We start from the raw sequence: 17,692 nt of genomic DNA on the forward strand, positions 1-17,692 counted from the left end.
TGCATTCACCGCAGGACGTCTCCTGCGAACCGTTTCGGAGAGCGTCCACGGACCGCGCCGTGGACAATCACTCCCACCAAAATCAGAAAGACTACCAGCCCGATCACGAACAGCGACATCGCTTGCGTCAGGGACCAATGCTCGACTCGCACGACAGCCGGCCCGCTACCCCGGGCGAGAATGCTGCCCTCGCTATCGACCGCCCAAACGTCAAAACGGTACTCACCGTCGGGCAACCCAGAAATGAACGCCATTGGCAAATGGCCGCGGTAGTACGTCGTCCCCTCACCATCTTTAACGAGGTAACTCGATTCAAACTCCGCCTCGTCGAGAATATCATTCCACTCCAGCGTCACGTAGCCCGCTCGGACATCGTCGAACTCGACTTGCTTAAACGCCATCATGCCCGACGGAGGTGCATCCCGCGACGTACCTTGGGCGACCACAGACCCCGCCTGAAAGAACAGCAACAACGTTAGACCGAGATGGAGCGGTCGCATGGAAGCGATGTGAAAGCTTTACCACCCAGCGTCTGAGCAGTAAAAAACACGTACCTTGGTGAATGGTGAAAGTGGTTTCGTCCGCCGGCGAACCACAAAAAACAGTGAACTCAGGGATGATATTGGTTTTCGGCACCAGGCTAACACGATCTCGACGACCGCGAAACCGCCGCGGTGTCTCGACCCTTCGCAGCGAACCCACAGCATAACAGAAGATTCCAACGATCTTGATCTCGAACGCCGCGTTGACTAGAATCTTTGGCATGAAACCTGTGCTCCTCTCTCTGCTGCTGATCATCAATTTGTTGATGTGTCCGCTGCGTTGCCATTCGTGCGATGCGAATCCAACGTCGGCGGAGGAACCGAGGGTTGCTGCTTGCCACTGCTGCTCGGAGCACGTCGGTGCCCCGTCACCCAATGCGCCCAAACCCTGCGAAGATGGCTGCGACTGCCCGAACTGCATCTGCGAGGGTGCGATCGTCAACGCGGATGTTCAGCTTTCCGATCCGGTGAGCCGCTACGACGCGGATCTGCCAGGATTGATCGTGAGGAACACACCGAGCGTCGTTTCTACTGCCTGGGCTTGGCGGCCGGTGCTGCCGACGGGGCAACTTCTGGGCGGGCGTGATGTCCGCCAATCGCTGCAATCTTGGCTGCTCTGAGCCATTCATGATCCAGTGGCCATTGATCACCGAGTGGATCGCTCCGTAGCGGTTCCACAGGCAGTGACAGAGCCAAATCGGTCCTCATGCTGAGGCGATCGATGCGCTCGCATGCAGGCCGGAAAGTCATTCGGGGCAAACCCAATGGGGCCGGGGCGGTAGCCTCAGTTTTCCCCGCCAAACGCAATTCGTTTTGAGAACCGGCATTAGTGCCCACCGGCAATGGTATCGAACAATTCGCACGCACCAGCTCGGCGGACAGCGCCTTGATCTTCGGCTTCTCCCGAACTTGAGGTTTCAGGCGATTTCCGCATTCACCCGTTCCTAGCTCTCTCGTTTCCGCACCATGCTTCTTCCTTGGGAATACGGAGTTCGCAATCTGGCCCGCCGGCCCGTGCGAACAGCCTTAACGCTCGTCGCCTTGGCGACGGTCGTGATGTTGGTGTTTGTCGTGGTGGGATTCATCCGCGGCCTCGAGCGGTCCCTCGCCGTTAGCGGTGATGAAAACGTCGTCTTGGTCTATTCAGTGAACTCAGAGGAAAACATCGAAAATTCATCCATCGCCGCCCGCACCCCGTCATTGATCTCGGCCAGCTTCGATTCGGTGGTCGATCGTTTCGGTGTTAATCACATCTCTCCTGAGTTGTACTTGGGTACTCGGGTGACCAGTTCAGCGGGTGACGAAGGCTTAGGCTTGGTTCGCGGCGTCACCCTCGCAGCGCCACTGGTCCGTCGTTCGGTCCAATTGATCGAAGGCGACTGGCCAGAGGATGGCGAGGTGATCGTCGGCCGATTGGCCGCGGCGAAACTCGGCAGCACGAACGCGGCCATGAGCATTGGAAAGAGAATTGAGTTCGAGGGCCGCAGTTGGACGATCGTGGGCCGCTTTGCTGCGGGCGGTGCCGCCTACGAATCGGAACTCTGGTGCCCACTGGACGATTTCCAGACGGCGACCAAACGCCAGGACCTGAGTCTCGCCGCGATGCTGCTCTCACCCAGCGGTTCGCCCGCGGAGGTTAAATTATTTTGTAAAGAACGCACGGACTTGGAACTCAGGGCCATCCGTGAAACCGACTACTACGCGACCCTGCAACAACACTACAAACCGGTTCGGATACTCGCTTGGTTCGTGGTCGTGCTGGTGTCGGGCGCGGGTGTTTTTGCTGGATTGAACATGATGTACGGAGCGGTTGCCGGCAGGATTCGCGAGATCGCGACCTTGCAAGCAATCGGGTTTCGCCGTCGGGCGATCCTAGTCAGCCTGATTCAAGAAGGCGTCCTGCTGGCAGCAGCCGGGTCGCTTCTCTCAGGTGTGATCGCACTGACGATGCTCAATGGCATGGCGGTGCGGTTCACGATGGGTGCGTTTGCATTACGCATCGATAGCGTCGCAATCCTGATTGGGTGCGGCGTTGGTTTGTTGTTAGGCGTCTTGGGCGCGTTGCCCCCGGCGCTCAAAGCGTTGCGAGCAGAAGTCGCAACGAGTTTGAAAGCTGTTTAATTTCCTTTCGGAGAACTGATGATGAGAATGTTGACAAATTGGACTGCAGGCCTGGGGCTTGCCGCGTTATTGGCCGTCGTGTCGGGTTGCCAGCAAGGCGCAGACGTGGCATCGAATGAGGGAGGCGATTCGCCCAGCCCTCGATCGGCCTACGCCGTGGACGTTGAACCGGCCGACGCAGTGCCAGTCGGCGAAGCACGCGAAAACTCGGAGGACGGGCAAGACATTACCCTCGTGGGCTTGGTCGGTGGCTCGAGCGAACCGTTCGTCGAAGGCTTGGCTGCCTTCACGATTGTCGATCCCAAGGTCCCCTACTGTGCTGCCGAAGAAGGCTGCCCCACGCCCTGGGACTATTGCTGCCAAACCGATGACGTCAAAACCAACATCGCGACGGTCAAGATTGTCGATGCGTCTGGCGCACCCGTTGCTCAAGATGCCCGGGATATTCTCGACGTCAAAGAGTTGTCGACCGTTGTCGTCAAGGGCAAAGCCCAGCGTGATGACCAAGGCAATCTCTCGGTCACCACCAGCGAAGTCTTCGTCCGTCCAAGTGCCTAAGCAATGACCAACGCTCCTTTGGACCTCAGCCAATTGGCGCTCGATCGCTCACCCGAGGGCGAGCGATCCGCGTCGCCCCGACGACGTCGCCAATGGCTGGCGAGGTACCTGCTACCCGCTACCATCCTACTGGGGTTTTTAGTATTGCTCGTTGCTGCGGCCGGCCGTGGTTTGATGCCGCGCCAGGAAGTCACTGTGGTTCCCGTGATCGTCAAACGGTCTGTTGTCCAGCAGGCCGGGACTCAGTTGTTTCAGGCCCCCGGCTGGATCGAGCCTCGCCCCACCGCTATCAGTGTCGCGGCTCTCGCTCCCGGCGTGATCCAGGAACTGCTCGTTGTCGAAGGACAGTTCGTTAAAAAGGGAGAACCAGTAGCTCGATTGATTTCCATCGATGCGGAGCTGAGGGTCGAGCAAGCGAGAACGTCCCTTGACATTCGACAGGGTGAACTCGAAGGCGCTCAGGCCGAAGTTGAGGCGGCGAAGATCCGATTCGCGAATCCGGTGCATCTGCAGGCGCCCCTTGCCGACGCTCGCAGTTTGCTGGCAAAGACCAAAACAGAAATTGATAAATTACCGTACCTGATTGAGGCAGCCGAAGCGCAACTCGCCTACGCCTTGGACAGCCGGGACGGCAAACGATCTGCCAAAGGCGCGGTCTCCGATCGTGTGATCGCTCTGGCGGAGAGCGATTACGCATCCGCAAACGCCAATCTGCTCGAACTCCGCAATCGCAAACCCAACCTGCAAAGCGAAGCCGATGCACTCGCTGACAAGGTGCAGGCCCTCGAGCGGCAGCTCGACTTGATGGTCGAAGAGACGCGGCAGATTCAAGCCGCCAAGGCGAAACTACAATCCGCCGCGGCGCTTAAGAGCGAAGCGGCGCTGAAACTCCGCCAAGCCGAACTGGAACTCCAACGAAACGTCGTCGTCGCTCCGCTGAGCGGCCGCGTGCTGCGGCTCGTTGCCTCCCCCGGAGCGCGGGTGATGGGACTGGATTCACTCGCGTCTCATAGTTCGAGCACAGTGGTCGAAATGTACGATCCCGAGCGATTGCAAGTGCGTGTCGACGTGCGATTGGAAGACGTGCCGCTCGTGATTCAGGGACAAGAAGTTGAGATCGAAACCGCTTCGAGTAAGCAAGTGATCAAGGGCCGGGTTCTGCAGTCGACAAGCTCTGCCAATATCCAGAAAAACACTCTCGAGGTGAAAGTGGAACTGCTCAATCCACCCGTGACCGTCAGCCCGCAAATGCTCGTCACGGCGACGTTCCTAGCGCCCCTGACCGACCAAGAACTTCAACAGGACGAGGCGACCGAACGGGTCTTCGTGCCAAGTTCCCTGGTGACGCAGGGTGACGACGGCGCATCGGTGTGGATCGTTGACGCCGATGAAACCGCACAACAACGGCGCATCGAGATCGGCAGCGAGAGCCCCGATGGGTTGGTGGAAATTAAATCGGGCCTTCAGGTAACCGACAAGATAATCAGCAGCGGACGTGATCGTCTAGAACAAGGTACCGCGGTCGAAGTCACCGGGGACGATGCAACCATGGGAATCAGATAGATGGCATTGGTAGAACTGCGTGGCGTCTCGAAAAGCTTTCGCAAAGGCGACGAAACGATTACTCCCTTGGACGCCATCGATCTCGATATCGAGGAAGGTGAGTTCGTCTCGCTGATGGGACCGAGTGGTACCGGCAAGAGCACGTTGTTGAATCTCGTCAGCGGGATCGATCGACCGGATGCAGGCACGATTACCGTCGACCAGACGGAGGTCACCAAGCTCTCACGCAGCAAACTCGCGGACTGGCGGGCTGCGAATCTCGGCTATATCTTTCAAACTCATAATTTGATCCCCGTGCTTACCGCCTACGAGAATATCGAGCTACCGACCTTGCTACTGAAGCTTTCCAGCGCCCAGCGCCGGCAACGGGTACAGATCGCTCTCGAAGCGGTGGGACTGAGCGACCGCGCCGACCACTATCCGCGCCAACTCTCTGGGGGCCAAGAACAACGCGTCGGGATCGCTCGAGCCATCGTGGCCCACCCCAAGGTCGTTGTTGCCGACGAGCCCACCGGTAGCCTCGATACGCAGACGAGTGAGCAGGTCCAGGTCTTACTGCAGCGACTGAACCAAGAACTTGGGATCACCCTGCTGATGGTTACCCATGATCAAGATGTCGCCGGCATCGCGTCGCGGCAACTCGTTCTCGATCGAGGCAAGTTCCTGCCTCGGAATCAACAACCCGCTTAGTAACGCACGATCAATTTCTGTCGTAGTGGACGAGGCGACGAGTCCAAAGCCGCCGGACTCCTCGCCTCCTGTTGATTACCCACAAGTTTGCTCCCCCGTGTGCTTGTCACACGGGAAGCGACGTTTTCAAATTAGAAAACCGTGGTATCGACACACGTTCCCCTGTCAGCTTGTCTGACAGGAAACCAAGTCGATAAACTTTGCTGTCATGCGGGGCAAGCCCGCATGGGAGCGGGGTGAACGCTCCATCTTTATCTAATCACAAAACGGAGATTCCTGTCAGACAAGCTGACAGGGGATCCGGTTTTGTGGGTAAAGACGGACTCCTCGCCTCGTCCACTACAAAAACCGACTTTTATTCATCGTGCGTTGCTTAGTTCGCCGGTTTCGCTGCGGCTTCGCTCCAAGACCGCCGGAATCAGCTCCATCGATCGCTCCTCACAACCTCGTTTGATGTGGTCGAGCACGCGGCAGTGAATCGCGTGGATCGTCGGCGCGGCCCATGCCTGCCAATAGAGCCGCGGCCGGACATCGATGTCATACCACGTGGTGCCAGTCAAGCGGGTCCGGTTGCCCGGCATCGGCTCGAGCAAGAACTGGCCGCGTCGACTGACGAAACCGTCTTCGAGATGCGGTGGGTGCAATCCCGAGAAAGGAGTCCACTCACGCATCGGTTGCGGTTGCTCGGCGACATCGAAAGCGAGTCGTCCAGCTTTGCTGCTCGGCGACGGGGGCAGCCAAACGGTGATCGGTTCGACAAACGGTCCAGTCGTGAATTCGCAATAGCGGCACGCCCCCACGCCTTCCCCATCAATCCGGGCACGGATCGGTGCCGCGATGCCTAAACGAAAGAACCATGCAGGCCTTTCCGTTATCTCGGGAAACGCAATAACCTGTTCCCAGACGCGATCTGCGGGCGCATTGATCACGACCGTCGTGTCGACGCGGTGCAGCACTCGATGATCGTCAAAAGGCTCGAGTAGTATCGCCAATGGCAACAACAGCATCGTACCGATCATTCCTCGCCGCTCATCACGGTACCGAAGTCTCGCCACCGAAATGGCACGCCCGGCCAACCCACCGAAGAAGCTCAATGGCCACAGCAGAGGGAACGCCATTAACAAACAGATCGCACCATCAAGCCCCACGCCGAGCATGAGTGCAAACGAAGCGATATTCATCAGAGCAATCAGCCCAAAGAGGCCGCCCAAACCAAACGCACAGTGGCGATTGTAAACCGCACCCGAGATCGCTCCGGCAATGATCGGAGTGGTGAAGAACAGCACAAAACCGTACTCGCGGAACACCCATACGCTGAGTAAGCCGACAATCACCTGAACCGCACACCCAATGCCAATCGCGGCCATTGCTGCGGCGGGTTGGTCGGGTTCACGCTCCGACAGGCGTCGCGTAAACGCGTCGTTGGGATGGTCTGATATCGCCGGTGGCGCGAAGGCAGTGCTGACCTGTGCCCTTTCCTCGTCAGCGATCGCGTCCAGGGCTCGATCGCGGCCTGGCGCAATCGATAGGATTGCCATGAACGCAAAATTCACGATCGGGACGAGCATCGAAAGGCCCCACCAGGGACTCCATCCCGCATCGGCGGCGCGGCGGACACTCATCGAAACCGCAATCGCCACAAAGGGCAATGTGAACAGCAGCCATCCCATCGCCACGGCAGGATAGGCGTCGAGCACCCCGGCCTTGCTATTGAGCCAGGGGTTGAGAAAGTTCAGTGGCGTGAAAAATCTCCCTGTCAAGATCACGAACACAGATAGCTCAATCAGATACTTGAGCAGCGCCAACCCAAAGCCGAGCACCACGTATTCGTACCGCGAGACCGGACCGTCGATCCAGAACCATCGTGTCCAGTGAAAAAGCACTGACTCATCCTGTCGCTCGATATCGGATGCGGTTTCGTCCATCGTAGAAATCCCAATCGAAATGATAACGATCGCCTGACCTCAGAATGCGAATCGCCGATGGGCACACCAGGCGAACACGTTCGGGCACGCTACACTACCGACCGCAGTAGAAAGTGACGCACAACAGCATCCGCGACAGAAAACGAGTCCGTGAGCGGGGAACGCCGGCAATTTTTGCGGAAAAGTCTGTGGGATTTCACCGAGTTGGTGGTGACTACTCCATGAACAGCCCACTTTGCTGAGCAACATCGCAAGCGGGAAGCTTGACATCGCAAGCTGGAAGCTTACGCCACTTTGAAACTCGCCAGATATAGTGCTCGCGTTGCGGAAACGAACAGGAAGACCAACTCAATGCGGCGTCAGCAAATCCACGACTTACTCGAATCAGAAGGGGCGGCCCTCAGGTTGTTCGCTACCCAGTGGTGTCACTGGCCCGATGATGCCGTTCAGGAGGCGTTCATCGATCTCGTCGACGTACCTGTCTGGCCCGATAATCCACGAGCCTGGTTGTACGCCGCCACGCGTAACAAAGCCAAGAACTTGGGACGAGCGGAGCGTCGCCGCGCGACACGGCAACAACGGGTCGCAGAACATGCACAGGACGCCTGGTTTTCTGACTCCCACCGGTCGCCTGTTATCGATCAACGAGAGTTGCAAACCGCCCTGGAGCAACTCGATCCTGACGAGAGACAGATCGTCGTTGCCCGGGTCTGGGGTGAGATGAAACTCGAGGAACTGGCAGACCTGGTGAGCTGTTCCACTTCGGCAGTCCACCGCCGCTATCACGCCGCGATTGCAAAACTACGCCGACAATTGGAGGTTGAAAATGCCACCGATCAATGAATTCGAAAATGACCTAAAACGATCCACGCCGCGCCCACTCTCCGACGACGCACGGGCTGCAGTCGAGGCGCGGCTGCTTGATGCCGAGTCGGCACGTCCCAGGGGGGAACCCCGCGCGGCGCCCTCCCACGCTGCCCTAATCGGCATTTGGGCGAGCGGATTTGCGATTGGTGCGGCCGCGATGTTGATCCTGGCTCCCTGGTTGGGATCGCCGCCGGAGCCGTCTACGCCCAGTGCCCCCATCGCTGGACCACGCGTCCCTGAGCGGGATTTCCCCATCGCAGCGGCAACCGAGGAGCCGCCCTCGGATCGCTTGATTGCCGTTCCAGTCGCTCGCGAGTTTGGACGTCGGCATGCGGGCGACCGGGAGGTTCTCACGGTGGGTAGATACCCCAGCGTGCTGCGAAACCATCGCTCGATTCCTCCCGGTCGACGCGGTCCGCCCGCAGACCACAACGAAGCTGCCCCCCGTAACACTGTCCCGAGTCCATCGGGTTCTGCCGAGCAAATGACACGGCGAGAACTCATGGACGAACTCTTGGATGAGGCATAAATGATGAAGTGGCCACCGACCCAATACTCTGTCGACGCGATTTTGACTCGCGGCTTCGTGAGTCTGTTATTGCTCACCGCGGCGATCGCATCAGCACCTGCGATGGAGCCGGTTCAGGTTTCGTCAGAATCGTCCGGCGAGGCCGATGAGATTCTGCGGCATGAGGAAGACGGGTGGAAAGAATACGACTCCCCACGTGGCCGACTGCTTCGCCGCGAGCTAACCATCTATCCCGCAGCCGTCAACGCAGCATCGGATTCGATCCGCTTGCTACCCGAGGATGAGGAGATGCGGGATGCCAATGCCGCCCTTTGGTACCTCCAGGCGATGGGCTTTCTCGAGCAGACAGCGGCGCGACAAGCGATGGAGCGGTTTCATTCGGAACAAGCCGAGCAGAGAGCGACAAACGCCAGTGGCCAGGCGGCCCCTTGGATATGGCTGGAAACCGCACCGGATGAGTTGCCGATCGCCGAGGTGAGAGAATACCTCACCTACTCCCGTTTCCAGCGTCGGTTGATGCACCGCGCTGCCCGCTGCCGCAATTTTGATCTCGATCGAAACATCTATGAAATGGACGACCTGTACGGATTCCTGATACCTGAGATCCAAGCCCTGCGACAACTCAGTCGGAATCAAACCCTCCGTGCACGCCTGGCCATCGCGGACCAGGACTTCGCCACCGCAAGAATCACGATCGGTGAAAACCTGCAGCTCGCCCACCATCTCTCCGCTGAGCCGTTCGTCGTCTCGACACTCGTGGGAATCTCAATCGCACGATCCAGTTTCGACGATGCTGTCTACTTGGTCGCCGAGCCAGATAGCCCGAATCTCTATCAGGCAATCGCGGCACTCCCCAATCCGTTGGTCGATCCGACGCGGGCGGTCGAGTTGGAGATGGACATGCTGTTCCATCAAGTACGCCCGCTCCGCGAAATTGGCGTGACGCCGCTCAGCGACCAAGATTGGTCCAAGTTTCTGCAAGCAGTCCTGCCGATGTTGGGGCACGAATGCGAACTCGTCGAACGATTCCAAGACTCCGGTTTGCTCGGGGCTACGTTGTTCATCGCGGCAGCAGGGCGAGAAGTCGAAGCGTATCTGCTCAACGAATGCGGTGTCACCACAGAGCAGTTCACGGCAATGCCCGCCACGCAAAGCTTCTTTCTGGCGGTGCGACGAATGTACGAGGCATCCGCCCAAGAAGCACTTCAACTCTATCGTGCCCCCGCATCCGTCCAGGCCGATAGGATCGCCCGTTCTCGCGAACGTCGTGATCGGAATGCCACAGAATATCCGATGCTGCATGACACGATTGGGCAGCTAATCCTGAACACTGCTCTTATCGTTCAGCCACGCTGGCGTCTCCAACAGCGACTGGCAATCCTGCAAACAGTCGAGGCGATCCGTGACCATCTAGCCACTCATGATTCCCAGTGGCCCGAGCGACTGAGTGATCTCGCCCTGCCCGCTCCGCACGATCCGGTCTCGGGCGAGCCCATGGCTTGGTCGATCAAGGGTGACGCTGCCACACTCACCGCACGCCCCGTGGGAGGCGAAGTTCTGGAGATTGTTCTGCGGAAGGGAGAAACGGAGAAGCCGGGGTCCGATACCTCGAGTCCGCTTCCCACTCCCCAACCTTCCGGTTCCCAGTGGCACTCGGCCTTGCAGATCGACGAGCAGCCGACCAACGGGTGGCTCCTATCGGATCGCACTCTTGGAAAGCTCTCGCCAACGGATCGTGGCGTTTGGAAAGCACTGCAACGCAAGCTCAACAGCGTGCCGGGCAAAGAGGGCGCGGTCGGTCAGGAGCTGCTCGCCGATATTTTGGCACCGCTCCTGCCTCAGGCCGGAAACCTACACGATGCCCCACCGCAGGCGCCGCCCTCGCAACTCGATGCCTCCTTGCAACCGGGACTCGATGCGGTTTCGGACTACCCCATCCGCTGGGTCGTGTCCGTCCCCAGGTCCTTTCGCCAAGTCTTTGCGGAGGTCCAGCCTGCCATCGATCAGGATTCGGCACCGCAGCACTCCCTCGGTTGGATCGAACACGTTCGCTGGGTTGGGATTGGCGTGGATCCAGACGAGGGAATCGTCCAAACCATCGTTCAGTGCAGGGGCGAGGATTCGGCAGCCAAGGTACAGGATCAACTCCCGCATCTCGTCTTGGCAATGTACCGTCATTGGGTCGATCCGGCAGCAGACGAACTCCCCGCCACAGAGAGGGAAGGTTTTGCCAGCGTCATCGTTGGCGATCGGGTGACCTTCACTGCCGGCGGCGGTGGGGAAGATGACGACGGGATCGTCCGTCTGATTCGATTGCTCAGCGTGGGGTATCAGAGTTCGCTCAATGCTCGCATCAAAGCGAAAATGGCGAAATTGTTACTGGCCACCCACAACTACCATTCCGCCTATGATCGGCTGCCGCCGTTTGCTCAGTTCGCTGACAACACCCAGCGTTTGGGCCTGAGCTGGCGAGTGTTCTTGTTGCCATTCGTCGGGGAATCTGAGCTGTTCGAGAAGTTTCGTCTCGATGAGCCCTGGGATAGCGAGCACAATCTGGCCCTAGTCAAAGAGATCCCGGAGGTCTACCAAAATCCGCTGCCGATAAACGATTCGGATCCGCAGGTAGGCCAGACGACACTGCTTGCTCCAGCAGGAACGTCGGCGCGGTTCCTCGGGGGGCAGCAAGAGCATGGTTTCCGGCACATCTCTGATGGGCTATCCAACACGGTCGCCATCGTCGAAGTTCGCCCGGAACTCGCGGTGCCGTGGACCCAACCGGCCGACTATGTCTACGACAATCAGGATCCCGTGGCAGGGTTGATGACCCGGGATGGGAAAACCGTGATTGCCTTGGGTGACGGCTGGACGGGAATCGTTCCCATCGACCAAGGCGACGATAATTGGCGGGGGATGTTTACGATCAACGGGCGTGAACCGATCAGAGTCGACCTGGGTGACACAAGCGACTGATTGCAGTCCGAGGGGCAACAAATCGGTGCCACTGCGATACAAACCGACACACAACCGCTGTGGTACTGCCCCCCATTTTCGAGTCCAATGGTGCACATCGCTTGAGCCGATTTTCCGGCCCAAACGAGTTGGCAGCACCATGGGAGTCTATTTGATGTCGAGACTGGGATTCGTTGTACTCGCCCTCGCACTGTTTCATTATTCATCGGTCGACGCGGCCGATGCGAAATCGGCACGGGGCCTGGGCCAATCGGTCGAGCCGTTCACGCTCGACAATTGCTACGGCAAGGCGGTATCGCTCGATGACTTTTCTTCGTCCAAGGCGATCGCCATCGTCTACTTGGGTACCGAATGCCCGCTGGCGAAACTCTACGGGCCCCGCTTGTCCAAGATTCAGCGTGAGTATTCCAAACGTGGCGTGCAGGTCATCGGGATCAACTCCAACAAACAAGACAGCTTGACGGAGCTGGCTGCGTACGTGCACCGGCACGAAATCAACTTCCCCGTGCTGAAGGATCCTGGTAATCGCGTCGCAGATGCCATGGGAGCTGAACGCACCCCCGAGGTTTTCCTGCTCGATCAGGAACGGATCGTTCGCTACCACGGCAGGATCGACGATCAGTACGGCGTGGGCTACTCCAAAGAGCGCGATGCCAAGCCCGAACTGACCCTGGCAATCGATTCGCTGTTGAATGGCCAAGCCATTGAAGTCCCCGAAACCGAGGCGGTGGGTTGCTACATCGGCCGGGCCAGTGAGATCGCGCCCAGTGGGGATGTGACGTTCACGAAAGACATCGCTCCGATCTTCAATAACCGCTGCGTGAGCTGTCACCGCGACGGCGAGATCGCGCCCTTCACGTTGACGAGCTACGATGACGTCTTGGGATGGGAGGATACGATCCTCGAAGTGATCGCCGACAACCGCATGCCGCCCTGGTACGCCGACCCACAGCACGGCACGTTCGCCAACGATGCTCGGCTCAGCCAAAAGGAGCGTGATCTGATTTCAACCTGGGTCGACAACGGCATGCCCGAAGGCAACCCAGACGATCTCCCCACACCACCCGTGTTCGCCGAGGGATGGCAGATGCCGCAGCCCGATGAAGTCTTCGCCATGGCTGAGAAACCCTTCACGGTGCCCGCCGAAGGGGTTGTCGATTACCAACACTTCGTCGTTGACCCCAGCTGGCAGGAAGATAAGTACATCGTTGCTGCGGAGGCGCGGCCGGACCAACGCGGCGTCGTACACCACATCCTCGTTTACGTGATCCCACCTGGCAACAAACGTCGTGACTTTCGACAAGTGGTCGCTGGCTACGCTCCTGGCATGCCACCGCTAGCGCTAACTGACGGCGTGGCCTTGGAGGTCAAGGCTGGAAGCAAGCTGCTATTTGAGATGCATTACACCCCCAACGGCAGTCCCGCCAATGATCTGAGTTACCTAGGGGTTCAGTTTACCGACAAGTCCAACGTGCGCAAGCGGCTTCGCGGCGGCCTCGCGATCAACCAACGATTCGAGATCCCCGCCGGCGATGACCATCATGTTGTCGACGCAACTTACGTCGCGCGGCGAGACGAGAAACTGCTCAGCATGACGCCTCACATGCACCTGCGTGGCAAAGCGTTTCGCTATGATGTCCGCTTCCCCGACGGACGCGAGGAGACCCTGCTTAACGTCCCCAACTACGATTTCAATTGGCAGCTTAAATACGTTCTCGAAGAACCCCTTACGCTGCCCAAGGGAACTCGCATCGAGTGCACCGCGGTGTTTGACAACAGCGAAAGCAATCTAACCAATCCCGACCCAACGAAGCCGGTGCGTTGGGGTGAGCAAAGTTTTGAAGAAATGATGATCGGATTTCTCGACACCGTGCCCGTGGAAGATGAGTTTTAGCTATGAATCGAGCCCTGCTGCTGTCACTGCTCGCTGTATGGACCACTGCCGCGTCAGCGGCGGATAACTTCACCCGATTTCGCGGCGCTGACGCGACGGGCGTGGCCGACGATCATCCGTCGCTGCCTACGCAGTGGAGCAAAACCGACAACGTCGCCTGGGTTGCCGATGTCCCCGGCCAGGGCTGGGGGAGCCCGATCATCGTGGGAGACCGGGTGTTCGTCACGTCCGTCCTCGCCGACGAGGAGAACCTCAAACCTCAGAGCGGTCTGTACATGGGCTTGGGTGTGCGAGACCCGGCGAAAGGAGTCCATCACTGGATGGTGTACTGTTTTGATCTCAACACCGGCGAAGAAGTCTGGAAGCACGAGGCCCACACCGGCCGCCCCGTTGTTCCGCGGCATCCCAAGAGTTCCTATGCTGCCGAAACGCCAACCACGGATGGCGAGCGACTCTACGTCCTCTTCGGTGACCTCGGACTTTACTGCTACCAGCTCGATGGCGAACTGCTCTGGTCGCAAATGATCCAGCCGCAGAAGACCAACATGGATTATGGTGCGGCGTCGTCACCCGTCGTGCACGAAGGGCAGGTTATCGTGGTCTACGATAATGAGGAGGATTCGTGGATCGCCGCTTTTGACGCCGAGACCGGTAAGCAGCGGTGGCGGACAGCTCGTGAGGAGAAACGCTCTTGGGCGACTCCATTCGTATGGGAGAACAATGCCGGCACCGAGATCGTTGTGGCGGGCGAAAATGCCAATCGCAGCTATTCTCTCGATGGCAAGGAGCGGTGGAGTTTCAACGGTGATATGTCCATGCTGGTGATCCCATCCCCGTTCGCCGCGCACGGGATGTGCTACATCTCGTCAGGTTACGTCGGTGACGCACATCGCCCGACCTTCGCAATCCTCCCCGGTGCCGAAGGTGAGATCGCTGTCGACGGCAAGTTCGAAGACAGCGATTGGATCAAGTGGTACCAACCGCAGGCGTCTTCCTACAACTCGACCCAGATCGTCTATGGCGACTACCTCTATACGGTTTACGATCAAGGCTTCATGACCTGCCACAACGCTTTGACGGGTGAGGAGGTCTATGACAAACGGCGGTTCTCACCGAAAGGGTCCTTTACCGCCTCACCCTGGGCCTACGACGGCAAGGTATTTTGTTTGAGTGAAGATGGGCTCACCTATGTGATCAAGGCCGGCCCCAAGTTTGAAATCCTTGCTACCAACCCGCTCGACGAACTCTGCATCACCACCCCGAGTGTCGCTGGCGGCAAGCTACTCATTCGCACCCTCAGTCAAATCTACTGTGTTACCGATCCGAGCAGCAGCAGCGAGCGAGAGCCGGCACCGAGTGAGCGATAGCTTCCTGCCGGTTGCGGATAATAAACCTACGCCGAAGGCGTTCTCAAAAAGAGCTGACGTAGGTGGCACTGCGCTGACCTACGGCAGTTCTCTATGAGCCCTGTCAGGAACCGACAGGGCAAGTGCCCGGGAGCGGAATGCCGGCTAACACCGCGTCCCAACACTCGCTCAATCGAGCAGCGCGCTCATGGCAGTCGAGAAGCGTTGCCCCAGCAACAGTTGGCTCTCTGCGTCAAAGTGGGTTCCGGGATCGGAGGTATTCGTACCGTCGGCGGAAACCAAGCCGACTGTCGAACTCTCGGCTGCGACGGACTGAATCGCGGCGCGGACGCTGTCGCGTTTGCCGTTGTCGAAGACTTCGCCGACGACCACCGGCATGTTCGGCACGCCGACGTCCTCACGGATGCGGGTAATCAGTTCGTTCAAGCGTCGGTGGTAGGTCTCGGCGCTCGACTTCGAGTCCGATTCACCCTGATGCCACAGCATTCCGCGGATCGTGAAGGAGTCTCCGCGCTGTCGCAGTTGCTTTGTTGCCATCTCGATCGTATCGATGAAGTCGCGGTAACGCGGCCCCTGACTCTCGCGGTCCCCCTTCACGCCAGGCTTCCAATCGGATCGCAAACTTGTCCCCCCCTTGGAACCCTTGATCAAGGCCAGCTGCAAGTCCGGTTTGCCCTGCACCATGGAATGAGCGAATCCCAGTTCAGGCCCGAAAGTCGGCGACGGTAGTTCACCTTTGAATCTCGGCGGTACGCTGAACCCAGGACCGAGTTGCTGCCAACCGTCGCTGGAGCGTAGTACATTTCGATAGTAAATGATGGCCTGGTCGATCGGGGCCTGTTGCTCGGGTGACAACTGACTCGCCAGTCCGCGCCCATCCATATTGGACTGTCCCGCCAACAGATAGACGTCATAGTCCTCAGCAGCACCGAGGCTGGCAGACGCCGACAAAATCGCCACTACCAAGAGTCTGAGCAGGAGCGCGGGGAAATTCGCTAATGAGATCGCCAATTGCATTGTGGGTTCACCTCGGTTTCAGAAAGGGACTGTGATTTCGCAGGGTGTCGTCGACGAGACCATGCCAGGCGCGATAGAATCAGACTGCTGTCCTGCCATCGCCGCGCAAGGCCGAGGTCATGTTCTACCACGCAGCATCATCGTGAGTAGGCCACCGATCCCTGAGACTCATTGCAGTACCCCACGAGATTGAGAACCATGAAATCACTGTGCTTTTTATGCTTATTGGCCCTCTTCTCCTTTCAGGGCGCAGCGGCATCGGATCGGCCCAATATCGTCTATCTGATGCTCGATGAATGGGGTTATTATGAGTCCGGGCATATGGGGAATTCCGAACTGCGAACGCCCCATATCGATCAATTCGCCAGCGAAGGCATGCGTTTGACCAACGCGTATGCTGGCGCCCCTGTCTGTGGGCCTACCCGTTGTGTCCTGCTGACGGGACTGCACTCGGGCCATACGTCCATGCGAGCCAATGACGGAGCTGCGCCCATTCGCGAGGACGAACCGACCCTCGCTAGCATGCTCAAGTCACGTGGCTATGCAACGGGCGGCTTTGGCAAGTGGGGCATCGGCGGCCGTGGCACGTCCGGGGTCCCCGAAAAACACGGTTTCGACGAGTTCTTCGGTTATTACCACCAGGTCCACGCACACAACTTCTACCCCCAGTATCTGATCCGCAACAGCCGCGAGGTGCCCTTGAAAGGCAATTCAGGACAGAGTTTCTACGATGGGGAAACTCACGCCCAGGATGAGATCTTCAAAGAGTCGCTTCGCTTTATCAATGACAACAAAGATCAGCCCTTCTTCTGCTATCTGCCTTGGACACCGCCACACGGCCTGTGGGGCATCGACGAGGATGATCCTTCCTGGCAATTGTTCAAGGACAAACCATGGACAGCGGGCCAGAATACAGATCGAGATGCGAAAGTCTACGCTGCCTTCCTTCACATGGTCGACCGTCAAATTGGTGAAATCCAATCCCTACTGCAAGAACTCGAGATCGACGACAATACGATCTTTGTGGTCTGTGGCGACAACGGTGGGCAGGATTACTTCAAGACGGAGGATCACCCCCACGGCTTCTTTGCCCCCAATCTCAATCCGAAAACGGGCGAACGCTTCCGTGCAGGCAAAGGCTCGCTCTACGAGGGCGGGCTGAAAGTACCGTACCTCGTCCGCTGGCCGGGCAAGATCGAACCCGGCTCGGTCTCGGATCACTTGCTGTGCTTCCAAGACGTCATGCCGACGCTGGCCCAGGCGACAGGAGCGACATCGCCCCCAACCGACGGCCTGTCATTCCTGCCAACCCTGCTCGGGGAATCCAATCAGCCCACACATCCCTACCTCTACTGGGAATACCAAAATCAGACCGCCGTGCGGATGGATCAGTGGAAAGCGTACAAGCCGGGAAACGGAGCCTGGGAACTCTATGACCTCTCCAAAGACGTCGAAGAGCAGCAGAATATTGCGAACGATCGACCCGAGATTCTCAAGCAAATGATTGCCGACGCTGAGGAAGCTCACGAGCCGATCCGACCCGGCACCGTCTACACTCGCGAGTGGATCAATAAAGATCGCCGCCAGGCGCCCCACCATCGCCCAAAAACCTTGCCCCCGAGCAAATGACAAGACGTTTATTCCACTAC

General features: G+C 58.5%; 14 protein-coding genes. 11 read left to right on the forward strand and 3 right to left on the reverse strand.

Features of this window, described 5'->3' with window-relative positions; all coding sequences use genetic code 11:
- Positions 1-5 precede the first annotated feature (5 nt).
- On the reverse strand, positions 6-500 hold the full coding sequence (locus CA85_RS02470; RefSeq protein ID WP_146389683.1) for a hypothetical protein: 495 nt from the start codon (positions 498-500) through the stop codon (positions 6-8).
- Between the two features lie 263 nt (positions 501-763).
- On the opposite strand from CA85_RS02470, the gene CA85_RS02475 reads away from it, so the two are divergent.
- From CA85_RS02475 to CA85_RS02495, 5 genes are all read left to right on the forward strand, one after another.
- Positions 764-1,162 (forward strand): hypothetical protein, encoded by a 399-nt coding sequence (locus CA85_RS02475; RefSeq protein ID WP_146389684.1) that lies wholly within the window; start codon positions 764-766, stop codon positions 1,160-1,162.
- A gap of 346 nt (positions 1,163-1,508) precedes the next feature.
- A complete protein-coding gene (locus CA85_RS02480; protein WP_146389685.1) occupies positions 1,509-2,663 on the forward strand; it encodes an ABC transporter permease in 1,155 nt (384 codons plus the stop codon).
- 27 nt (positions 2,664-2,690) lie between these two features.
- Complete coding sequence (locus CA85_RS02485) at positions 2,691-3,221, forward strand: hypothetical protein (protein ID WP_391564837.1); 531 nt, start codon at positions 2,691-2,693, stop codon at positions 3,219-3,221.
- Positions 3,222-3,224: 3 nt separating this feature from the next.
- Positions 3,225-4,784 (forward strand): efflux RND transporter periplasmic adaptor subunit, encoded by a 1,560-nt coding sequence (locus CA85_RS02490; RefSeq protein WP_146389687.1) that lies wholly within the window; start codon positions 3,225-3,227, stop codon positions 4,782-4,784.
- A complete protein-coding gene (locus CA85_RS02495; RefSeq protein ID WP_146389688.1) occupies positions 4,785-5,474 on the forward strand; it encodes an ABC transporter ATP-binding protein in 690 nt (229 codons plus the stop codon). It abuts the gene before it with no gap.
- Positions 5,475-5,833: 359 nt separating this feature from the next.
- Here the strand turns inward: CA85_RS02495 and CA85_RS02500 are convergent, their stop codons facing one another.
- Positions 5,834-7,399 carry a DUF805 domain-containing protein gene (locus tag CA85_RS02500; protein ID WP_146389689.1) on the reverse strand — a complete coding sequence of 522 codons (1,566 nt, stop codon included), beginning with the start codon at positions 7,397-7,399 and terminating at the stop codon, positions 5,834-5,836.
- A gap of 351 nt (positions 7,400-7,750) precedes the next feature.
- On the opposite strand from CA85_RS02500, the gene CA85_RS02505 reads away from it, so the two are divergent.
- From CA85_RS02505 to CA85_RS02525, 5 genes are all read left to right on the forward strand, one after another.
- Positions 7,751-8,242: an RNA polymerase sigma factor gene (locus CA85_RS02505; protein WP_146389690.1), complete on the forward strand. Its 492-nt coding sequence runs from the start codon at positions 7,751-7,753 to the stop codon at positions 8,240-8,242.
- Positions 8,226-8,795, forward strand: a complete 570-nt coding sequence (locus CA85_RS02510; RefSeq protein ID WP_146389691.1) for a hypothetical protein — start codon at positions 8,226-8,228, stop codon at positions 8,793-8,795. Before CA85_RS02505 ends, CA85_RS02510 begins: the two co-directional genes overlap by 17 nt.
- Entirely contained in the window at positions 8,796-11,765 is a 2,970-nt protein-coding gene (locus CA85_RS02515) for a DUF1559 family PulG-like putative transporter (RefSeq protein ID WP_146389692.1), read from the forward strand.
- A gap of 139 nt (positions 11,766-11,904) precedes the next feature.
- Positions 11,905-13,659 (forward strand): redoxin domain-containing protein, encoded by a 1,755-nt coding sequence (locus tag CA85_RS02520; RefSeq protein ID WP_146389693.1) that lies wholly within the window; start codon positions 11,905-11,907, stop codon positions 13,657-13,659.
- 2 nt (positions 13,660-13,661) lie between these two features.
- The gene (locus CA85_RS02525; protein ID WP_146389694.1) at positions 13,662-15,026 is read left to right on the forward strand and encodes an outer membrane protein assembly factor BamB family protein; all 1,365 of its coding nucleotides are present in this window, start codon (positions 13,662-13,664) and stop codon (positions 15,024-15,026) included.
- A gap of 168 nt (positions 15,027-15,194) precedes the next feature.
- Here CA85_RS02525 and CA85_RS02530 read toward each other — a convergent pair whose 3' ends face one another.
- Entirely contained in the window at positions 15,195-16,043 is an 849-nt protein-coding gene (locus tag CA85_RS02530) for a sialate O-acetylesterase (RefSeq protein WP_146389695.1), read from the reverse strand.
- A 198-nt stretch (positions 16,044-16,241) separates the two neighbouring features.
- Here CA85_RS02530 and CA85_RS02535 point away from each other — a divergent pair, with 198 nt between their 5' ends.
- Complete coding sequence (locus CA85_RS02535; protein ID WP_146389696.1) at positions 16,242-17,672, forward strand: arylsulfatase; 1,431 nt, start codon at positions 16,242-16,244, stop codon at positions 17,670-17,672.
- The last annotated feature ends 20 nt before the right edge of the window (positions 17,673-17,692 follow it).

It is taken from the genome of Allorhodopirellula solitaria (genome assembly GCF_007859855.1).
Taxonomy (GTDB): domain Bacteria; phylum Planctomycetota; class Planctomycetia; order Pirellulales; family Pirellulaceae; genus Rhodopirellula; species Rhodopirellula solitaria.